Origin of the sequence: Chitinophaga chungangae, assembly GCF_017742215.1 — a bacterium.
Classification (GTDB): Bacteria; Bacteroidota; Bacteroidia; order Chitinophagales; family Chitinophagaceae; genus Chitinophaga; species Chitinophaga chungangae.
On record NZ_JAGHKP010000001.1, the window covers coordinates 790,982 to 810,378 of the forward strand.

A 19,397-nucleotide genomic window follows, 5' to 3' on the forward strand; every position below is an offset into this window, starting at 1 on the left:
AACTAACTATAGAACTAGTACCGCTTATGAAGACACGATCCATATTAATCCTCCTGCTATTGACGGCCCTTAGCAATATCGTTTTTGCACAGGGTTCCGTGAGCGTGAAGATCGGCGATGCCTCCGGCAACCCGCTTCCATATGCCAGCGTGGCCGTGCGCAAATCGTCGGACAGCAGCCTGCTGAAAGGCCAGATGAGCGATGCGGACGGCAAATGTTTCTTTGAAAAGATCGCACCCGGTTCATATTACCTCGATATTTCCCAGATGGGATTTACGCCCAAAAAAAGCGCCGTGTTCCAGGTGAAGAACGCGCTGGTAGACCTTAAGATCATCACGCTGGAAGCCGCTCCCAAAAGCCTGAAAGCCGTGGAAGTGACCGCGCAGAAACCTTTTATCGAAAGGTCGGAAGGGAAAACCATCCTGAACGTGGAAAGCAGCGTGGCCGCCGCGGGAAACACCGTGCTCGACCTGCTTCGCCGCGCGCCGGGCATTACCGTGGATAAAGACGAGAACCTCGTCATGAAAGGCAAACAGGGCGTTACCGTTATGCTCGACGGCAAGCTCACCTATCTTTCCGCCGAAGCGCTCGCGGAACTGCTCAAAAGCATGACCGCCGAATCCGTTTCACAGATCGAAATAATAACCAGTCCCAGCGCGAAATACGATGCGGCCGGCACGGCGGGCATCATCAATATCAAAACCAAAAAAGGGCAGATGACCGGCACTAACGGCACGCTCACCCTGAGCGGCGGGGGCGGGCGGTATATGTTCTTTTCCACCGGTCTCAGCCTGAACTGGCGCACCAAAAAATTCAACGTATTTACGAATCTCAACTGGGCGGACCGCCAGTTTTTCAACACCCGCGAGCTGATCCGCAAAACGCCCGGCGACGAGCCGCTGCATTTCCAGCAGAACGTATTCCAGAAAGGCCACTTCCTCAACCGCTCCGGCAAAGCGGGTATCGACTGGTACATCAACGACAAACATACCCTGGGCGTTATGGTGAACGCCTACCGCAACGCGTTCTGGCGCGATGCGCCCAGCGCCACGCAGATCTCGAGGCAGGGTGTAAAAGCGATCGATTCCGTGCTGTATTCCTCCGTGGAAGGCAACAACCGTTTCAACAGCACTTCATACAACCTCAACTATAAAATAAAGATCGACACCTCCGGCTCCGAGTTCACTATGGACGCAGATTACATGCAGTTCGACAACAATATGAGAACATGGATGTCCGACAGCATCCTGCTGCTGCCCGCCAACATGGTGAAAGACCATAACTCCGTGCGCACGCTGCCGTACACAGACATTACCATCCGCAGCATTAAAGGCGACCTGGTGAGAGCGCTGAACAAAACCAGCAAGATAGAAGCCGGCGTGAAAGCCAGCTTTGTGACCACGCAGAACAACATGCGTTACGATTCGCTGAAGAACGGCACGTATCAGCCCGTGTCCGAACAATACGATGAGTTTCTCTACGACGAGAATGTGCTGGCCGCTTACCTGATCTATAAAAAACAGTTCAAAAAAACGGATTTCGTGATCGGGCTGCGTTTGGAACAGACCATTTCCGACGCCACGAGCAATTCGCTTAAAAGCAATGTGAAAAGGACCTATCTCGATTATTTCCCCAACTTCACGGCCGATCATAAATTCTCCGACGATCACAAGCTGGGCATAACGTTCAACAAACGGATCAACCGCCCGGGCTACGGCATGCTGAACCCGTTCATGTTTTTCCTGGACAAATACACGTACTTCCGCGGCAACTCCTATCTTACGCCGGAGTACATCCACAATACGGAACTGACGTACACATTCAAGAACAAATACATCGCCACGCTGGGTTACAGCCGCGTAAACGATGTGTACGACGAGTTCCTGATCCTGAACCCGGATACAAAAGTGACCATCAGCACGAACAAAAACCTGGGCAAACAAAATTCCTATTCACTCAACTTCACCCTTCCCTTCGACCCGGTAAAATGGTGGAACACGAGCAACAACGCTTCGGTGTATTACAACGAATACCAGATCCTGGATTCGCTGGGCAATTTCACGACGCGCCAGGTGGCATGGAACTTCAACTCCACCAATACTTTCACGCTGCCGAAAGACTTCAAGTTCGAGCTGAGCGGCTGGTTCGAAGCGCCGAACGTGTATGGCATCTGGCGTTCGAAAGCCATGTGGAGCGTGAATTGCGGCGTGCAGAAGACCGTGCTCAAAAAGAAAGGCACCATCAAAGTGAACCTGAACGATATTTTCGCGTCGCAGCGTTTCCGCGGCGTGGCCGATTTCAACAATATTTACCTGAGCGTAAACAACCGTTGGCAGAACCGTACGCTGAACGTGGCTTTCAGCTACCGTTTCGGCAATACCAAAATGGAAACGAAAGAAAGGCAAAGCGGCACGGATGAAAGCCGCCGCGCAGGAAACTAGTTCAAACTAACCCGTTCATATCGAAAGTCCCGCTGTCGCCGCCATGACAACGGGCTTTTTATTTTGTTCAACAAGGTTTTGGGAACGGTTGCAATGTTAATGAAAAGGCGATGGCCTGAAAATTTCCTTTGGCCGAATCGAAATTTTCCTATTTTTAGGATGACTACGTTATGCTCTAAGTATTCCACATGCCGTTCCCATGGAACCGATGAACAATGAAACCGAACTGGTACGTTATGCTGCTTCCGGCGATGCTACGGCATTTGCGGCGCTATTCAGGTTGTATAAGGACAAATTATACGGTTTCCTGCTGAAAGCCACGGGTGCGCCCGAGATGGCGGAAGACATTATACAGGACATTTTCCTGCGCCTGTGGAAGAACCGCGAAAAGCTTCCCGAAATCACCCATTTTGAAGGATATATTTACCAGGCGGCCCGCAACCAGGTGATCAATTCCCTGAAACGTATGGCCCGGGAGACCCTCATTCTCGACGAGCTGGTTAAAACCCGCGAGGCCGGAAGAACGGACGCGGAAGACCGGCTGAATGTGCATGAAATGAACAAAAACCTGCATTCCGCGCTTGAAAAACTCACGCCCCGGCAGAAACTGGTGTACACGCTCAGCCGCGACAAAGGACTGAAACACGAGGAGATAGCCCGGTTCCTGGATATTTCCCCTTCCACCGTCAACAACCATCTCATCGAGGCATTGCGCCTTATCCGGCAGCAGCTCGCCGCCCGGCCGGAAGCCTTTACCATCCTCATTTTCTGCTTCCTGGAAAATTTTTTCTGAAAAAACCAGGTATACTTTTCTCCCCGATTGTCTATATAACCGGGTAAACCACTCAATATGTTGCGAGAACGATTGCTGTACCTCATGGAAAGGTACTTTCAAGGCGCATGTACGGAGGATGAACGAAGGGAGCTGGCGCAATTCATCGGTACGGAGCAGGACGACGACCTGCTGAAAGAAGTGCTGGACGATACCTGGGAACGGTTTCAGCCTGAAAGTCCCATGCCCGAAGCGATGAGCGGCCGCATACAGCGGGCGCTGACCGGTGCGCCCGTGGTGCCCGTCCGCAAACGCCGGCCCCTGATGGCCGCGGCCGCGGCGGTATTGCTGCTGCTCGCGGCAGGCGGGCTGTGGCTGAGCCGCGAACAATCTGCCAGCGTTCAGCAACCGTCTGTGGCACAGGTGCAAAAAGCGCCCGTGCACGACGTGGCGCCGGGCGGCAGCAAAGCCGTGCTTACGCTCGGAGACGGCACGGTGATAGAGCTGGACAGTTCCCGTAACGGCGTGGTGGCGCAGCAGGGCAGCGTGAAGGTAGTGAAGCTCGCCAACGGCCAGCTGGCGTACGAGCGCGAAGGGCAGGCCCCCGCTGAGATATTGTTTAACACCATGCGCACGCCACGTGGCGGCGAATACCGCCTGACGCTGCCGGACGGCAGCCGCGTGTGGCTCAACGCCGCATCGTCTGTCACCTACCCGACGATGTTCGCCGGCGAGATCCGCGAAGTGTCTATTACCGGGGAGGCCTATTTTGAAGTAGCGGAACGGGCCGATATGCCGTTCCGTGTAAAAACGGCGGGAATGACGGTGGAAGTGCTCGGCACGCATTTTAACGTAAACGCTTATACGGAGGAAAAAACAATAAGGACCACATTGCTGGAAGGCGCTGTGAAAGTGCGCGCCGGAGGGAGCGAGGCCTTGCTGAAACCCGGTCAGCAGGCGGGTTTGCAGGGGAACGGTCGGCTGAACATCAAAAACAATGTGAACGTGGATGAAGTGGTGGCATGGAAAAACGGCCTGTTCCAGTTTACCGATGCGGACATGCCGGCCGTGATGCGGCAGCTGGAGAACTGGTACGACGTGAACGTGATCTACGAAGGGAACGTGCCCGAAAGAAGTTTCGGTGGCGCCATCCAGCGTTCGCTGCCATTGGCGCAGGTGCTGAAGATACTCGAAGAAAGCAATGTGAAATTCAGACTGGAAGGAAGAAATATATACGTTATGAAATAGAACGGACTGCCCGGTCAAAAAAAAGCCAGAAATGCTGCGAACATCTCTGGCGGACGTTTGGCGGGGAATATCAGAACAATCGGTAAGACAGCCTAATTATTCAACCAAACAATGCAAATGTATGCAATTTAAACTTATCGCTTTGCGTGGGCGGACGGCCGTTGCCATACCCTGGCGGCGCCGGTTCCAAACGGGCGATGCGGCCGCCACGGGCCGCCAGAGATGCTCAACCAAAATACTGTTAGCTATGAAGTTAACATGCTTTTTCCTGACGGTGCTGTTCCTGAACGTAAGTGCTACGGTACGTTCCCAAACAGTCAGTTTTTCCGGTAAAAATGTAAAACTGACCACGATCTTTTCGGCGATCCGTAAACAAACGGGGTACGTGGTGTTTTACGACAACAATGTGATCAATACCTCGCGGCCGGTATCGGTGGCGCTGAGAGACGTATCTGTAGATGCGCTGCTCTCCGCTACGCTGCAGGGGCAGGGACTGAGTTATTCCATTACGGACAAAACCATTTCGATCCATAAATTGCCGCCCGTGCCGGGGCTGCTGATGCCCGCCGCACAGCAGGCCGTGCCGCTGACCGGCAAAGTGGTAGACGATACCGGCGCGCCGCTGCCGGGGGTAACAGTGCTGATCAAAGGCACGCAAACCGCCACCATCACGGATGAAAAAGGAGAGTTCAAACTCCCCGACGTAAAAGACGACGCCACGATCGTGTTCTCCTACATCGGTTTCGAAAAACAGGAGCAGCCGCTCAACGGCCGCCGCAGGCTGGATATCAGCATGAAACTGGCGGATAACACCGCGCTGGAAGGCGTGGTGGTGGTAGGTTACGGCTCCATCAGGAAAAGCGACCTTACCGGCTCGGTATCCGCCGTGCAGGGAGACGCGATCACCGCGCGGAAAACCACCAACATCACTTCCGCACTGCAGGGCGCGATGCCCGGTGTAATGGTGACCCGCTCGGGCAACGCTCCCGGCGCCACGCCTGCCGTAAGGGTGCGCGGCATCACCACCATCAGCCCCGCCGGCGCCAACCCGCTTTACATCCTCGACGGCGTGCCCATCGACGATATCAACACCATCAATCCTAACGACGTAGATAATATTTCCGTGCTGAAAGACGCAGCTTCAGCTTCCATCTACGGTTCAAGGGCCGCCGCCGGCGTTATTCTCATTACCAGCAAACGCGCCAGGAACGGGCAGCTGAGCCTGGACTACACTTACGAGTACGGCATCGAAAAGGCGACGAAACTTCCCGCCTATGTAGACGCGGTGCGTTACATGCAGCTCACCAACGAGCTGCGCTGGAACGATAACGGCAACAACGCCAACGAGTATCCCACCTACGCTAAAAATATTGTCGACAACTACTACGAACTGAACGCCCAGAACCCGGACGAATACCCGAATACCGACTGGCGCGGCCTCATTCTCCGCAACAGCGCGCCGCGCCAAAGCCATATCATGAGCCTTTCCGGCGGCGGCAAAAATATCCGTACGCGTGTATCGCTCGGGTACGACAAGTCGGAAGCGCTGTATCCCGGCCGTACGTACGAACGGCTGACCGCGCGCATCAACAACGACATCACCATTTCCAAATACCTCTCCGCCAGCGCGGATATCAATTTCCGCCGCACCATCATCAAACAGCCGGTAACCAATCCCATGTACAAAATGGGCATCGTGCCGCCGATCTACGCAGCCATGTGGTCGGACGGGCGCATCGGCGCGGGTAAAGACGGCGCGAACATTTACGCGCTGATGAAAGAAGGCGGTTTTTACAACGACTGGTACAACCAGATCGGCGGCAAAATAGGCGTGGATTTCACGCCGATCGAAGGATTGAAGTTCTCCGGGGTCGTATCGCCTTTTCTCAACTTCAACAAATTCAAACATTTCACCCGCAGGCTTCCCTACACTTCGTGGAACAACCCGAACTCCACTTCCGGTTACATCGAAGGCGCCACGGAAACCAAGCTGGACGAAGACCGTAACGACAATTACCGTTATACGATGCAGTTCATGGCGAACTACATAAAAACGCTGGGCAAACATAACTTCAACCTGCTGGCGGGTTACGAATATTTTCATGCTTTTAACGAAGAGTTGGGCGCGTACCGCGGCCAGTACGGCCTGAGCAATTATCCTTACCTGGACCTGGGGCCGCTGGAATTCCGCGACAACAACGGCCGGGCCTGGGAAACGGCCTACCGTTCCTGGTTTGGGCGCGTGATGTACAGCTTCGATGAAAAATACCTGCTGCAGGCGAACATCCGTTACGACGCATCTTCGCGGTTTGCGCCGGGTTATCGCTGGGGCTCGTTCCCCTCCATTTCCGCGGGCTGGATCGTGTCGCAGGAAAACTTTATGCACCGTACGGCGGAATGGCTGTCGTTCCTGAAAGTGCGCGCCTCATGGGGCTCGCTGGGCAACGAAAGGATCGGCGATTACCCGTACCAGGCGCTGCTCCGCTTCGAAAACAATTCGCTGTTCTACAAAGGAAACAGCGCGGTGAGCGCACAGTCTGCCGCGCAATGGGAATACGCCATCCGCGACATTTCCTGGGAAACAACCCGTTCGTTCGACATCGGCGCCGACGTGAATTTCCTGGGCAACCGCCTGCGCGTTACCGGCGATTACTTCCAGAAAACCACCAGCGACATGCTGCTGGAACTTGAAATACCGGATTACATCGGCTACGACAATCCCTTCCAGAACACCGGCAGGATGTTCACCAAAGGCTGGGAGCTGCAGGCGGGCTGGTACGACAAAAAAGGCGATTTCACCTACAGCGTTTCCGTAAACGTGTCCGACTTTATCACGGAGATGGGCGATCTCGGCGGCACCGTATTTTTAGGCGATACGATCAAAACTTTCGGCAGCGAGTTCAACGAATGGTACGGCTACCGCGCCGAAGGCATTTACCAGACGCAGGATGAAGTGGACAAATCCGCCAAGCTGAACGCTAACGTACGCCCCGGCGACATCCATTACCGCGACATCAGCGGTCCTGCCGGCGTGCCAGACGGGAAGATCTCCCCGGAATACGACCGTGTGCTGCTGGGTGGTTCGCTGCCGCGTTACATGTGGGGCGCCAACCTCCAGGCAGGTTACAAAAACTGGAACCTCGGCATCGTGCTGCAAGGAGTAGGCAAACAAAACGTTCGCCTCACAACGGACATCGTGCGGCCGCTGCTCGAAAACTACGGCGGATTCCCTGCGATACTCGACGGCCAGAGCTGGAGCAAATACAACACGCCGGAACAGAATCAGCACGCAAAATACCCGCGGTATACCAACACTTCGGCCGGCAACAACTACGCCATGTCCGACTTCTGGATGGTCAACGGCGCGTATTTCCGCCTGAAGAACATCAACCTGAGCTATAGCCTGCCGAAACATCTGCTCACGCAGCTGCATATCCAGGATGTTCGTATATACGGCTCCGTTACAGACCTTTTGTCTGTGCACCGCCTGCCGCGCGGATGGGACCCTGAGAACCTGTATCTCGGTTATCCCATCACTGCGTCTTACGTAATGGGCGTATCTGTCAAGTTTTAAAACAGCGAATTATGAAACAAAAAATATGGATCTGCATCGGCGTCGTTCTGCTGAGCGCCTGCGGAAAACTGGATCTCAACCCGCTGTCTGACGGCTCCAGCGAAACCTGGAACTCCAACGCGGAAGAGATCGAGATGTCTTTGAACGGTCTTTATAAAGACGCATTCTGGCCCGGGGACCAGGACGACTGGTCGGACGATTTTGTGTACCGCGACGTAAGCACGGCCATTACCGGCGCTACCCTAAACGGGGAAACGGATTTCGTGAAAACCTGGTGGGTGAATACTTATAAAGCCATCGCCCGCGCGAACAACGTAATATTCAGCATCGGGCGCGCCGCGGACAAACTGAGTGCCGCGCAGATCAGCCGGTACACGGCTGAAGCAAAATTCGTGCGCGCCTGCATGAACGCCAGGCTGGTGTCTCATTACGGCAATATCATCTACACCGAAACCGCGCTGGATATTGAAGAGGCGATGAAATTAAAACAGGAAGACAAAACCGTGACGATGCCGAAAATTTATGCGGACTTCGATGAAGCGGCTTTAAATCTTCCCAAAACATACGGCGCCAGCGAGCTGAAACGCGCGGCATCCGGCGCGGCATTGGCCATGAAAGCGCGTTTCGCGCTGCAGATGGGCGATTTTGCCACAGCCGCTGCCGCTGCCAAGGCCTGCATGGACCAGAACGTGTATAAACTGCACGCGGATTTCAGCAGCCTGTTTTTGTCCAAAACGAAAAACTCCGTCGAAACCATTTTCGGCCTGCCGAGATCGGTGGCGCTGAAAGTAACGCTGGGCGACCTGCAAAACTATGTGCCGCGCAACGCCGGCGGCTGGGGCGCGAAAAACCCTTCATGGGACCTGTTTTGCGCATTCCTTTGTAAAGACGGCCTGCCGATAGACGAATCGCCGATGTACGACCCGCACAAGCCTTTCCAAAACCGCGACCCGCGTTGCGCCGCCACTATCCAGGAATTCCAGAAACCGCTCCTGGGCTACATTTACCAGCCGCATCCCGATTCGGTGAAGGTTTGGAAAGAATCCGACCAGAAATACGTTGAAAATAAAGATACCCGTTCTGTTGCCATCTTTGCCTCCTACAACGGGCTGGTATGGAAAAAAGGCGTGGACGGCGACTGGCTGCTCAATTCCTGGACGGCGGAGCCGGACAAGATCATCATCCGTTATGCGGATGTGCTGCTGATCTATGCGGAAGCGAAGATCGAGCAGAACCAAATAGACCAGTCCGTGCTGGACGCCATCAACACCGTGCGCGCCCGCGCTTATGGCGTGCCGGTTACCAGCACTACGGAATATCCCGCCGTGACGGAAACAGGCCAGACCGCGCTGCGCAGCATCCTGCGCGTGGAAAGAAGGATGGAATTTGCGCTGGAAGGCGTGCGTTATATGGACATCATCCGCTGGAAGATTGCGGAGAAAGTGCTGAACACGCCGAACTACGGCCTGCTAGACCCTGCGGATCTCCGCACAAAGGTAGTGCAGCCGGGCCTTTGGTTCTTCCCGCAAACGCCTGACGTTGACGAAAATGGCAGCGCAAACCTAAAACCCATGTACGAAGCGGGTCTCATCAAACAGATCGCTTTGCGTAAATTCGACCAGACACGCCAGTATCTCTGGCCCATTCCAACTTCAGAGGTGCTGAGCAGCGGCCTCACACAAAACCCGAATTATTGATGAAGCGTTTGAAAATGATATTGCTGGCGGTGCTGCCTTTTGCAGGACTGCCCGCTATGGCACAACAGAAATATCCTTCCTACAGCGGCGTTTACCCGCACCTGGCCATGTACAACAACGAAGGGGAATGCGGCACCGGCGCGGTAGTGCCCTGGGCGGGGAAATTGTGGGTGATCACCTACGGCCCGCATTTGCCGTTCGGTTCGTCGGACAAGCTGTATGAAGTTTCCTCTTCCCTTCAACAGACCGTAAGACCGGAAAGCATCGGCGGAACGCCTGCCAACCGCATGGTACACAAAGAAAGCAACCAGCTGTTCATCGGCCCCTATGCGATAGACGGCAGCGGCAAAGTTCGTACGATCCCCTACACGGCGATGCCGGGAAGGCATACGGGAAATGCCCGCCACCTCAGCGATCCGGCGGGGAAGATCTATTACGCAACGATGGAAGAAGGGTTTTATGAAGTGGATGTAAAAACGCTTCAGCCCACGCTGTTGTACGAAGACGGGAATGTGAAACAAAAGAAAGAAAAAGACGAAGCCAACAATCACCGCGGCGAACTGCTGCCCGGCGCGCATGGCAAAGGCGTGTACAGCGGCCAGGGCGTGATGGTGTATTCGAACAACGGGGAACCGGGGCCGCAGGCTTTGAAACAATTCGATATCGAAGCCGGCTCGCTGTCTGAGTGGGACGGAAAGAACTGGAAAGTGGTGCGCCGCAACCAGTTCGTGGAAATTACCGGCCCGGGCGGCATTCACGGCAATGCGAATCCCGCTTCCGACCCGATCTGGGCCACCGGCTGGGACCATAAATCGGTGCTGCTGGGCGTGCGCGACAAAGGCAGCTGGCACTTTTTCCGTTTGCCCAAAGCCAGTCATAGTTACGACGGCGCGCACGGCTGGAACACGGAATGGCCGCGCATCCGCGATGTCGGTACGCCGGGGAAACCGGAATATCTCATGACCATGCACGGTTTGTTCTGGCATTTCCCGGGCAACTTCAGCAGCACGCAAACGGCGGGTATCCGCCCGCGCTCGGCCTACCTGAAAGTGATCGGTGATTTTACGCGCTGGAACAACCAGCTGGTGTTCGGCTGCGACGATTCCGCACAAAAAGAATTTCTCAACAAACGCAAGGCGAAAGGAAATATCGAAGGGCCGGGGCAATCCAATTCCAACCTCTGGTTCACTTCGTTCGCGCTGCCCGACCAGCTCGGCCCGAACTCAGCGGAAGGCGCGGTATGGCTGAATGAGAACGTAAAAGCAGGCGAACCTTCGGAACCTTTTCTCTTCGCCGGTTGGCCGCAGCGCGCGGCCTGGGTGAAGAACAACGGAACTGCAGGCGCAACCTTCATATTCGAAAGCGGTGAACGGCAAAAATGGTCGCATGTAAAAACGGTGCAGCTGCAGGCAGGGGAAGCCACGCAGATCGTGTTCCCCGCAAGCACGCCCGGCGAATGGGTGCGCGTAAAAACCAATGCCGATGCAAAAGCGACAGTGCAGTTTAACTACGCCGGGAAAGATGCACGCGGCATTTCACCCGCCGCTATTTTCAACGGTCTTTCCAAAGCCACGTCCGGCAATACTTCCGGCGGGCTGTTGTACGGCCTTGGCGATAACCGCAGGGCATTGGGCATGGCCGCCGGCGACGGTTATTACGAGCTGAATGAGAAAATGGAATTGCAGCGGAAAGACGATGCAAAAACATTATCGTTCATCAAAGAAAAGTTCGCCATTCCCAAACAGGCCGTAACAGTGGAAGCCGCTTCTGTGCTGATCGCGGACGACAACGGCCGCCGCTGGCGTTTGCCGCTGGGCAATAAAGCTTTTACGGGCCTCACGGAGCAAGGCGCGTTGCGCATTTGCCGCGAAGTGGCCACGGAAAGGGACCTGCTGAACTGCCATGGTACTTTTTACGAGCTGCCCGCTGAGAATGCGGACGGTTATGCCAAAATTCGCCCGGTAGCTTCACATAATTTCCGCATCAATGATTATGCATCTTACCGCGGTTTGCTTATTTTGACGGGAATAGACGCTGCGGCGAAAAATCCGCGCATCATCCGTTCGGCAGACGGCAAAGCGGCCATTTGGGCCGGCGTGATCGACGATCTCTGGAAAATGGGCAAACCCGTCGGCAAAGGCGGTCCGTGGTTTTCCACGGCCATCAAAGCCGGCGAACCTTCAGACCCGTACCTGATCGGGTTTTACGATCAGCGTGACCTGCAATTGTCGCAAAAAGGCAATGCAGCCGTTACGTTCACGGTCGAAATGGACCCGGTGGGCAATGGTGTGTGGATGAAATACAAAGAAGTGACCGTAAAACCCGGCGAAACGTTCCGCCATCATTTCCCGGACGGCATCCAGGCGCGCTGGATACGGTTTACCGGGAACCGCGATTGCGAAGCGACGGCAATATTAGAATACAAATAAACGATACCATGCGGCTCTGTTTGCTCACATTATTATGTTTGCTCACCGCTGAAGCGGCTGCCACGTTGCCCTCCCTGAAAGATACCCTCCGGCGGTACGAGATCAGGGAGGGCGACACGGCCGCTTATACGCTCAACCTCGCGCTGGACCGCGCGGGCAGGCCGAAATATTTTTTCAGGAACATTTTTACGCCCGTGTGCAACACCGGCGAATGCAGGCCCGTGTACATCAATCTTTACTGGGACCTGCTCGGTAATTACCTCCGCTACGACCTTCCCGGCGACGAAGTGCTCACCAAAACCGATCACCGCGATTTTAAAGAAGAAGATTACCGCAAGCTGCAGGACATTCTCGCCAAAGAATCTTCCATCTTCTCCGAATTAAAAATGGAAGACCTCGTGGTGAAAGGAACGGAGAATATTTCCGATTCGGCCAACGTTCGCACCGGCGCCACTTTAAAAACCATCCGCAACGAAGTGATCGAAGGCGCGGTGTTCACCTGTTACACGCTCTGGCATTTTGCGCACGGCGGCACAACGGAACAGATCAAAAACATCACGGATTCGCTGGAAACGCCTGCCATGCTGCATAATTTCCTGCGCAGCGGCAATCATCATTACCAATATTGGGCTATGGACAAGGTGATGGATGCGGACGGGAAAGTACAACCGGGTTATGAAGAAGACATCGCCGGCGTGATCCGCGGGAAAAATATCTTCACCGCGCGGTATGCCCTGCAAAAGGTACACCCGGATTATTTCGAACCCTCGAAACGCCAGGACTGGCTGTGGACGGCTTATCACAAGGCATCTTACCCGCTGCAGATGACCATCCTCAAAAAACTGTCGGATATAACGGTAACGGATAAGCTCTGTAATAAAATAGCCGCTACCATCACGGAGGGCAATCGCGAACAATTGAAGGCGAAACTGAAAATTTTGTCCGCCCGGCCGAAGCTGCCCGTAAAAACGCAGCAGCTGCTGGCGGAGCAACTGTCGCACCCCGGCATGGGGGAAGACATTTACCAGGCATTAAAGCAGCTGAAACAGGCGGATGCGTCTGTCCGGCAAAAAATATCAGCTTACGAAAAGAAAAACGAATGATATGGCAAAAATAAAAACCCTGTTCCTCCTGTTGCTTTTTAACATGGCGGCTTTTGCCCAGCAACATGTATTAGTGGAAGCGGAATCGTTTACGGACAAAGGCGGCTGGGTGACGGACCAGCAGTCGTTCGTCGTGATAGGCTCGTCGTACCTCATGGCGCACGGCATGGGCAAGCCCGTAAAAGACGCTTCCACCACTGTGAAATTCCCGTCTAAAGGCAAATACCGCATGTGGGTGCGCACCAAAGACTGGGCGCCGTTCCCCACCGGCCCGGGCAAATTCACCATCAGCATAGACGGCCGGCAGGCCGGGCAGGTGATGGGCGCCAGCGGAGACGATGCATGGAAATGGTACGATGCGGGTGTGGTGGATATTTCCAAAGAGGAAATAAACCTGGTGATGAAAGACCTTACCGGTTTCAACGGCCGTTGCGACGCGATCCTGTTTACCGACGCGCTGAAATTCACGCCGCCGAATACATTGCAGGCGCTGAACGATTTCCGTCACAAGGTACTGCACACTTCCGCCACGCCGAAAGACGCGGGCCAGTTCGATCTCGTTGTGATCGGCGGCGGTATTGCCGGCACCTGCGCCGCTATTTCCGCGGCGCGCATGGGGCTGAAAACCGCGCTGATACAGGACCGCCCGGTGCTGGGCGGCAACAACAGCTCCGAAGTGCGCGTACACCTGAAAGGCGATATCGATAAAAATCATTATCCCAAACTGGGCCGCATCGTGCGTGAAATGGACAACGGCGACCCCGGCAACGGCAACCCCGATGCGAGTGAATATGGCGACGCGCGCAAGATCTCCATTGTGAAAGCGGAAAGGAACCTGCATCTTTTCCTTAACACGCATGTGCATAAAGTGGAAATGAAAGACAAAAAGATCGCGGCGGTGATCGGCCGGAATATTTCCACCAACGAAGAAACACGTTTCTCCGGCACTTATTTCTCCGACTGCACCGGCGACGGCACGGTCGGTTACCTGGCGGGCGCCGATTTCAGGATGGGCCGCGAAAGCAAAGCGGAAACCGGCGAATCGCTGGCCGCTGAAAAGTCTGACAATTTTACGCTCGGCACGTCTAACCTTTGGGCGTCGCTGGAAAAGGACACCGTTTCCAGTTTCCCCGAAACGCCCTGGGCGCTGCAGTTCTCCGATGAATATCACATCGACGAAGCAAGGTCCGACTGGGAATGGGAAACTGGTTTCGGCAACTTCAACACCATTACCGACGCCGAAAAGATCCGCGATCACAACCTCCGGGCGATCTACGGCAACTGGTCTTACCTCAAAAAGAACAAACCCGAAAAATACGCGAAACGCGAACTGGCCTGGGTGGCTTACATCGGCGGCAAACGCGAATCGCGCAGGATTCTTGGCGATCATGTGCTTACGCAGATGGACATCCAGGAAGGTAAATTTTACCCGGACGGCACCGTTACCGCTACCTGGACGATCGACCTGCATTTTCCGAATAAGGAAAACAGCAAATATTTCGAAGGACAGGAATTTTTTGCGGGCACCAAACACATCAGGGTAGCGCCCTACACGATCCCGTACCGCTGTCTTTACAGCCGCAACATTTCCAACCTGTTCATGGCGGGAAGAAATATCAGCACCACACACGTTGCGTTCGGCAGTACGCGTGTAATGCGCACCTGCGGCATGATGGGCGAGGTAGTTGGTTTTGCGGCCGCGGTGGCGAAAAAACACAACACTTCCCCGAGGGGCGTTTACACCGATCATCTCGGCGAACTGATGGGCATCATCAAAGATGAAACGCCGCCGCAGCAAACACTGCAAAACCCGCCGGCGACCAAATGATGTACCTGGCCGCGATATGGATATTGCTGCAAAGCGGCCCGGTAATAAAGCTGCAGGGCTTTGCACAGGGCACTTCGTGGCATGTTCAGTATGAAGACGGCGGCCAGCGGAACTTCAGGGCGCAGGCCGATTCCATATTCCTTGAAATAGACAGGGCATTGTCTACCTACCGGGCTGATTCCGAAATATCATCCTTCAACCAGTTTGATGATTGGCGGTTTCAGTCCGGTCATTTTTTTAACGTGCTGCAACGCGCCAGGCAAGTATACAAAGCCACGGATGGCGCTTTCGACCCCACTGTAATGCCGCTCGTGGAAGCTTACCGCGAAGGAAAGCGCCATGGCGCCGACTGGACGCGAAAAGCGGATTCGCTGCTGCAATACGTCGGTTTCCGGTACATCGTTTTCGACCGCGAGGCCGTTCACAAAACAAAACCCGGCGTGCGCCTCGACCTGGACGGTATCGCGCAGGGTTATACGGTGGACGTGCTGGCGGAATACCTTGAAACGAAAGGCGTTCAGCACTACATGGTGGAAGTGGGCGGTGAAGCGAGATGTAAAGGAAGCTGGCAGATCGGCGTTGAAGATCCGCAACAACCGGGGAAAGATCTCTTCAAATTACAACTCCGCGATGCGGCGGCCAGCACGGCGGGCAATTATCAGAATTCCTATTCTTCCGGAGGCCGTACTTTCGGCCACATCATTCATCCCCGGAAAGGCTACACGCTGCCCGATTCCCTGCTGAGCGTAACGATCATCGCGCGGGAAGCCGTGGTGGCGGACGGTTTTGATACCCCCTGTTTTGTATTGGGGTTTGAAGGAAGCAAACGGCTGTTGCAAAAAGAGCCGGGCCTGGAGGCCATTTTATTGTACAAAGATCACAATGGCCGTACGGCTGTTTATTTTACCGAAGGCGCAAAGGCGCTGGTGGTACGGTAATTGTGTTCTCCGGTTTATGAAACAACCCATTTTTTACATCGCCTGCGCAGCCCTGTTAACCGCCTGCGCCAGCCGCCAGCAGCAAGATCATACAGACACCGTGGCCGTAGCGCCCACGGAAGATTCCGCACTGCAGACCACCGGCGCCAATCCGCCGGCCGTTAGTACGGAAGAACAGGAGTTCCGCACTTATTTTACTTCATTACGCGAGCTCTCCGATGGCGTGCACGACACTACCTTGCGCGGAATGGTCAATTTCCCGCTGCCGGTGGATACCATGACGAAAAAATATACCCGGAAAGATTACCGCAGGCTTTTCAGTGAAAAGATGCAGCAGAAACTCCACCTTGTTAATGATGAAAATATTACCAGGATTGAGGATAATCTGCCCGGGGAATACCATCAGCGCCTGCGCCAGATCTCAGACAGCGGCACCGCCATTTACAGCGTGAAAGTGGAAGACACGACGCTTTTCTTTGGAAAAGTACAGGGTCAATATAAAATGATCGCGCTGAAAAGGTAATTTTTGTATTTTATCGATATGAAAATTCCACGCCTCCTTTTTGTGACGCTGCTGGTGCTGCTGGCAACAGGCAGCGTCGCCCAAAATACCCTGCCCGATTGGGCGCTGGGCGGCTTTATACGCGTACGCGGGAAAAATCCCGTCATTTCACCCAATGGCAACACGTATTTCTGGTGCCCCATGCAAAAAGATTCCATCGCCTGGGAATCCAACGACACGTTTAATCCCGCCGCGGCCGTGCTGAAAAAAGACATCGTGGTGCTGTACCGCGCGGAAGACAAAAGCGGGCAGGGCATCGGCAGGCGCACTTCCCGCATCGGGTATGCCGCAAGCCGCAACGGTACTGATTTTACGAGAAAACCGGTTCCGGTGCTGTATCCCAATAACGACGATCAGCAAAAGTTCGAATTTCCCGGCGGCTGCGAAGATCCGCGGGTGGCCGTTACCGCAGACGGTTTGTACGTGATGCTCTACACGCAATGGAACCGCAGCGTGGCGCGCCTGGGCGTGGCCACTTCGCGCGACCTCGTGCATTGGGAGAAACACGGGCCGGCTTTTGAAAATGCGTATGACGGGAAATTCCTCGAACATTGGAGCAAATCCGCCTCCATCGTTACGCAGGTGCGGCAAGGCAAACAGGTGATCACCAAAGTGAACGGGAAATATTTTATGTACTGGGGCGAACATGCCGTGTACGGCGCAACGTCCGAGAACCTGCTGGACTGGCAGCCTGTGCTCGACGATACCGGCGGCATCAAGCCGTTCATCCGGCCGCGCAAAGGTTATTTCGACAGCGACCTTACCGAATGCGGCCCGCCCGCGGTGATCACCGATAAAGGGATTTTGTTGCTGTATAATGGTAAGAACAGCGGGGGCGAAGGCAGGGACAAACGTTTCAACGCCAACGCCTACTGCGCCGGCCAGGTATTGTTCGACAAAAACGATCCTACCCAACCCATCGCCCGGCTGGACGTGCCTTTCCTCCGGCCCATGGAAGCCTTTGAAAAAAGCGGTCAGTATAAAGACGGCACCGTGTTCATCGAAGGGCTGGTCTATCACCGCAAAAAATGGTTCCTGTATTACGGATGCGCCGATTCGCGGGTAGCGGTGGCCGTATTCGACCCCAAACATCCCATCCCGGGCGACCCGGTGCCCGCGAAGTAGCTGCGGAACAGCCGTTTATCAATTGCCGCTTGCATAAGCCGGAGAATTGCCTAGTTTTAGCATACTATCTTATAACCGATCGTATGTCAAAATTTAACGCCCTCCTTTGCCCTTTAGTGCTGGCCGCAGGTTTGCTGCATGCCCAGCAGAAAATGGACTTCGAAAAGTACGACCCTGTTTCGACCCTCGTGGTGCCGGAACATCCCCTGAAAAAAGCCAAATTCCCTTTTATCGACGTGCATAACCACCAGCGGGGGCTGGGCTCCGGGAACCTGGAGAACCTGACCCGCGACATGGACGCGCTGAACATGAAAGTGATGGTGAACCTCAGCGGCGGTAACGGCTCCGGTCTCAAAGCAATGACCGATAACGTGAAAGCCAATGCGCCCAAACGTTTTATCATATTCGCCAATATCGATTTCAGCGGCATCGGTGAGCAGGGCTGGACGGAAAAAGCCGTGAAACAGCTGCAGGCCGATTACGACGCGGGCGCGGGAGGATTGAAAGTGTTCAAGAATCTCGGTCTCAGCGTAAGGGACAACAGCGGCAAACGCGTAACGGTCGATGACCCGCGGCTGGACGCAATTTGGGACAAATGCGGCGAACTGAAAATGCCCGTGCTGATCCATACCGCAGACCCCAAACCTTTCTGGGACCCGATGGACGATCACAACGAACGCTGGCTGGAATTGCAGACCCATCCGGGGCGCAGGAGAGGGCCGGACAACCCGGCGCCATGGGAAACGCTCATCGCCGAGCAACACCGCATGTTCAAAAAACACCCGCGCACCACGTTCATCGACGCGCATTTCGGATGGTACGCCAACGATCTCGGCCATCTTTCCAAACTGATGGACGAAATGCCCAATATCGTGGTGGAATTCGGCGCCGTGATCGCCGAACTGGGCCGCCAGCCCAAAATGGCGCGGCAATTTTTTGAAAAATATCAGGACAGGATACTTTTCGGCAAAGATTCCTGGCAGCCCGACGAATACGCCACCTATTTCCGTGTACTCGAAACGGCGGACGAATATTTCCCCTATCACAAAAAATACCACGCCTTCTGGCGCATGTACGGCATGAACCTGCCGGACGACATCTTGCGCAAGGTCTACTACAAAAACGCATTACGCATCATTCCCCGCATCGACAAATCACTTTTTCCCTGATGAAGGTTCAAAACTGCAATAAACGTAAATTGCAGTATGCAGTATAAAATGGAAAATCCCGTCAGGGGAACGACCGGTGAAATAAATTACCGCTGCCGGATCGAATGGCGGAACGGAACGATCATTGCCGACGAGCCCGTCTCCCTCGGCGGGCAGGACGCAGGGCCGGACCCGTTCACCCTCTTCCTTTCCTCTATCGTGTCGTGTACGCTGGCAACGCTGCGCATGTATATCGACCGCAAAGGCTGGAACATTCCTGATTTGGCCATGAACGCCAATCTCAGCCAGGCCACGCGCGACGGGAAGCTGGTGACGCAGGTGGACAAAGACCTGTATTTCCTCAGCCCCGTAAGCGACGAGCAGCGGGAACGCCTGATCGGCATCGCGAAAGCCTGCCCCGTATCCAGGCTGCTGGAAGGCGCCATCGTGCTCACCACCGAAGTGCGCGACGCGCAGCCCGAAGCAGGCATGCTGCCCCGCGTATCCGTATGATTCCTGATTAAAAATGAAA

Annotated in this window: 13 protein-coding genes; all 13 read left to right on the forward strand. The window is 54.8% G+C overall.

Annotation, left to right across the window (positions count from 1 at the left end):
- The first annotated feature begins 26 nt into the window (after positions 1-26).
- Complete coding sequence (locus tag J7I43_RS03460; protein ID WP_209143269.1) at positions 27-2,441, forward strand: outer membrane beta-barrel family protein; 2,415 nt, start codon at positions 27-29, stop codon at positions 2,439-2,441.
- A 199-nt stretch (positions 2,442-2,640) separates the two neighbouring features.
- On the forward strand, positions 2,641-3,234 hold the full coding sequence (locus J7I43_RS03465) for an RNA polymerase sigma factor (protein ID WP_209143271.1): 594 nt from the start codon (positions 2,641-2,643) through the stop codon (positions 3,232-3,234).
- A gap of 57 nt (positions 3,235-3,291) precedes the next feature.
- Positions 3,292-4,461, forward strand: coding sequence for a FecR family protein (locus J7I43_RS03470; RefSeq protein WP_209143273.1), 1,170 nt, complete (start codon positions 3,292-3,294; stop codon positions 4,459-4,461).
- A gap of 247 nt (positions 4,462-4,708) precedes the next feature.
- Positions 4,709-8,035 carry a TonB-dependent receptor gene (locus J7I43_RS03475; RefSeq protein ID WP_209143275.1) on the forward strand — a complete coding sequence of 1,109 codons (3,327 nt, stop codon included), beginning with the start codon at positions 4,709-4,711 and terminating at the stop codon, positions 8,033-8,035.
- An 11-nt stretch (positions 8,036-8,046) separates the two neighbouring features.
- The gene (locus tag J7I43_RS03480) at positions 8,047-9,732 is read left to right on the forward strand and encodes a RagB/SusD family nutrient uptake outer membrane protein (RefSeq protein WP_209143277.1); all 1,686 of its coding nucleotides are present in this window, start codon (positions 8,047-8,049) and stop codon (positions 9,730-9,732) included.
- Positions 9,732-12,161 (forward strand): hypothetical protein, encoded by a 2,430-nt coding sequence (locus J7I43_RS03485; protein WP_209143279.1) that lies wholly within the window; start codon positions 9,732-9,734, stop codon positions 12,159-12,161. Before J7I43_RS03480 ends, J7I43_RS03485 begins: the two co-directional genes overlap by 1 nt.
- Positions 12,162-12,169: 8 nt before the next feature.
- Entirely contained in the window at positions 12,170-13,264 is a 1,095-nt protein-coding gene (locus J7I43_RS03490; RefSeq protein WP_209143281.1) for a hypothetical protein, read from the forward strand.
- 1 nt (position 13,265) lies between these two features.
- A complete protein-coding gene (locus J7I43_RS03495) occupies positions 13,266-15,092 on the forward strand; it encodes an FAD-dependent oxidoreductase (RefSeq protein ID WP_209143283.1) in 1,827 nt (608 codons plus the stop codon).
- A complete protein-coding gene (locus J7I43_RS03500) occupies positions 15,089-16,030 on the forward strand; it encodes an FAD:protein FMN transferase (RefSeq protein WP_209143286.1) in 942 nt (313 codons plus the stop codon). Before J7I43_RS03495 ends, J7I43_RS03500 begins: the two co-directional genes overlap by 4 nt.
- Positions 16,031-16,046: 16 nt before the next feature.
- On the forward strand, positions 16,047-16,553 hold the full coding sequence (locus J7I43_RS03505; RefSeq protein ID WP_209143288.1) for a hypothetical protein: 507 nt from the start codon (positions 16,047-16,049) through the stop codon (positions 16,551-16,553).
- Positions 16,554-16,571: 18 nt separating this feature from the next.
- Positions 16,572-17,717, forward strand: a complete 1,146-nt coding sequence (locus J7I43_RS03510) for a glycoside hydrolase family 130 protein (RefSeq protein WP_209143290.1) — start codon at positions 16,572-16,574, stop codon at positions 17,715-17,717.
- Positions 17,718-17,800: 83 nt separating this feature from the next.
- The gene (locus J7I43_RS03515; RefSeq protein WP_209143292.1) at positions 17,801-18,886 is read left to right on the forward strand and encodes an amidohydrolase family protein; all 1,086 of its coding nucleotides are present in this window, start codon (positions 17,801-17,803) and stop codon (positions 18,884-18,886) included.
- Positions 18,887-18,922: 36 nt separating this feature from the next.
- The gene (locus J7I43_RS03520; protein ID WP_209143294.1) at positions 18,923-19,378 is read left to right on the forward strand and encodes an OsmC family protein; all 456 of its coding nucleotides are present in this window, start codon (positions 18,923-18,925) and stop codon (positions 19,376-19,378) included.
- The last annotated feature ends 19 nt before the right edge of the window (positions 19,379-19,397 follow it).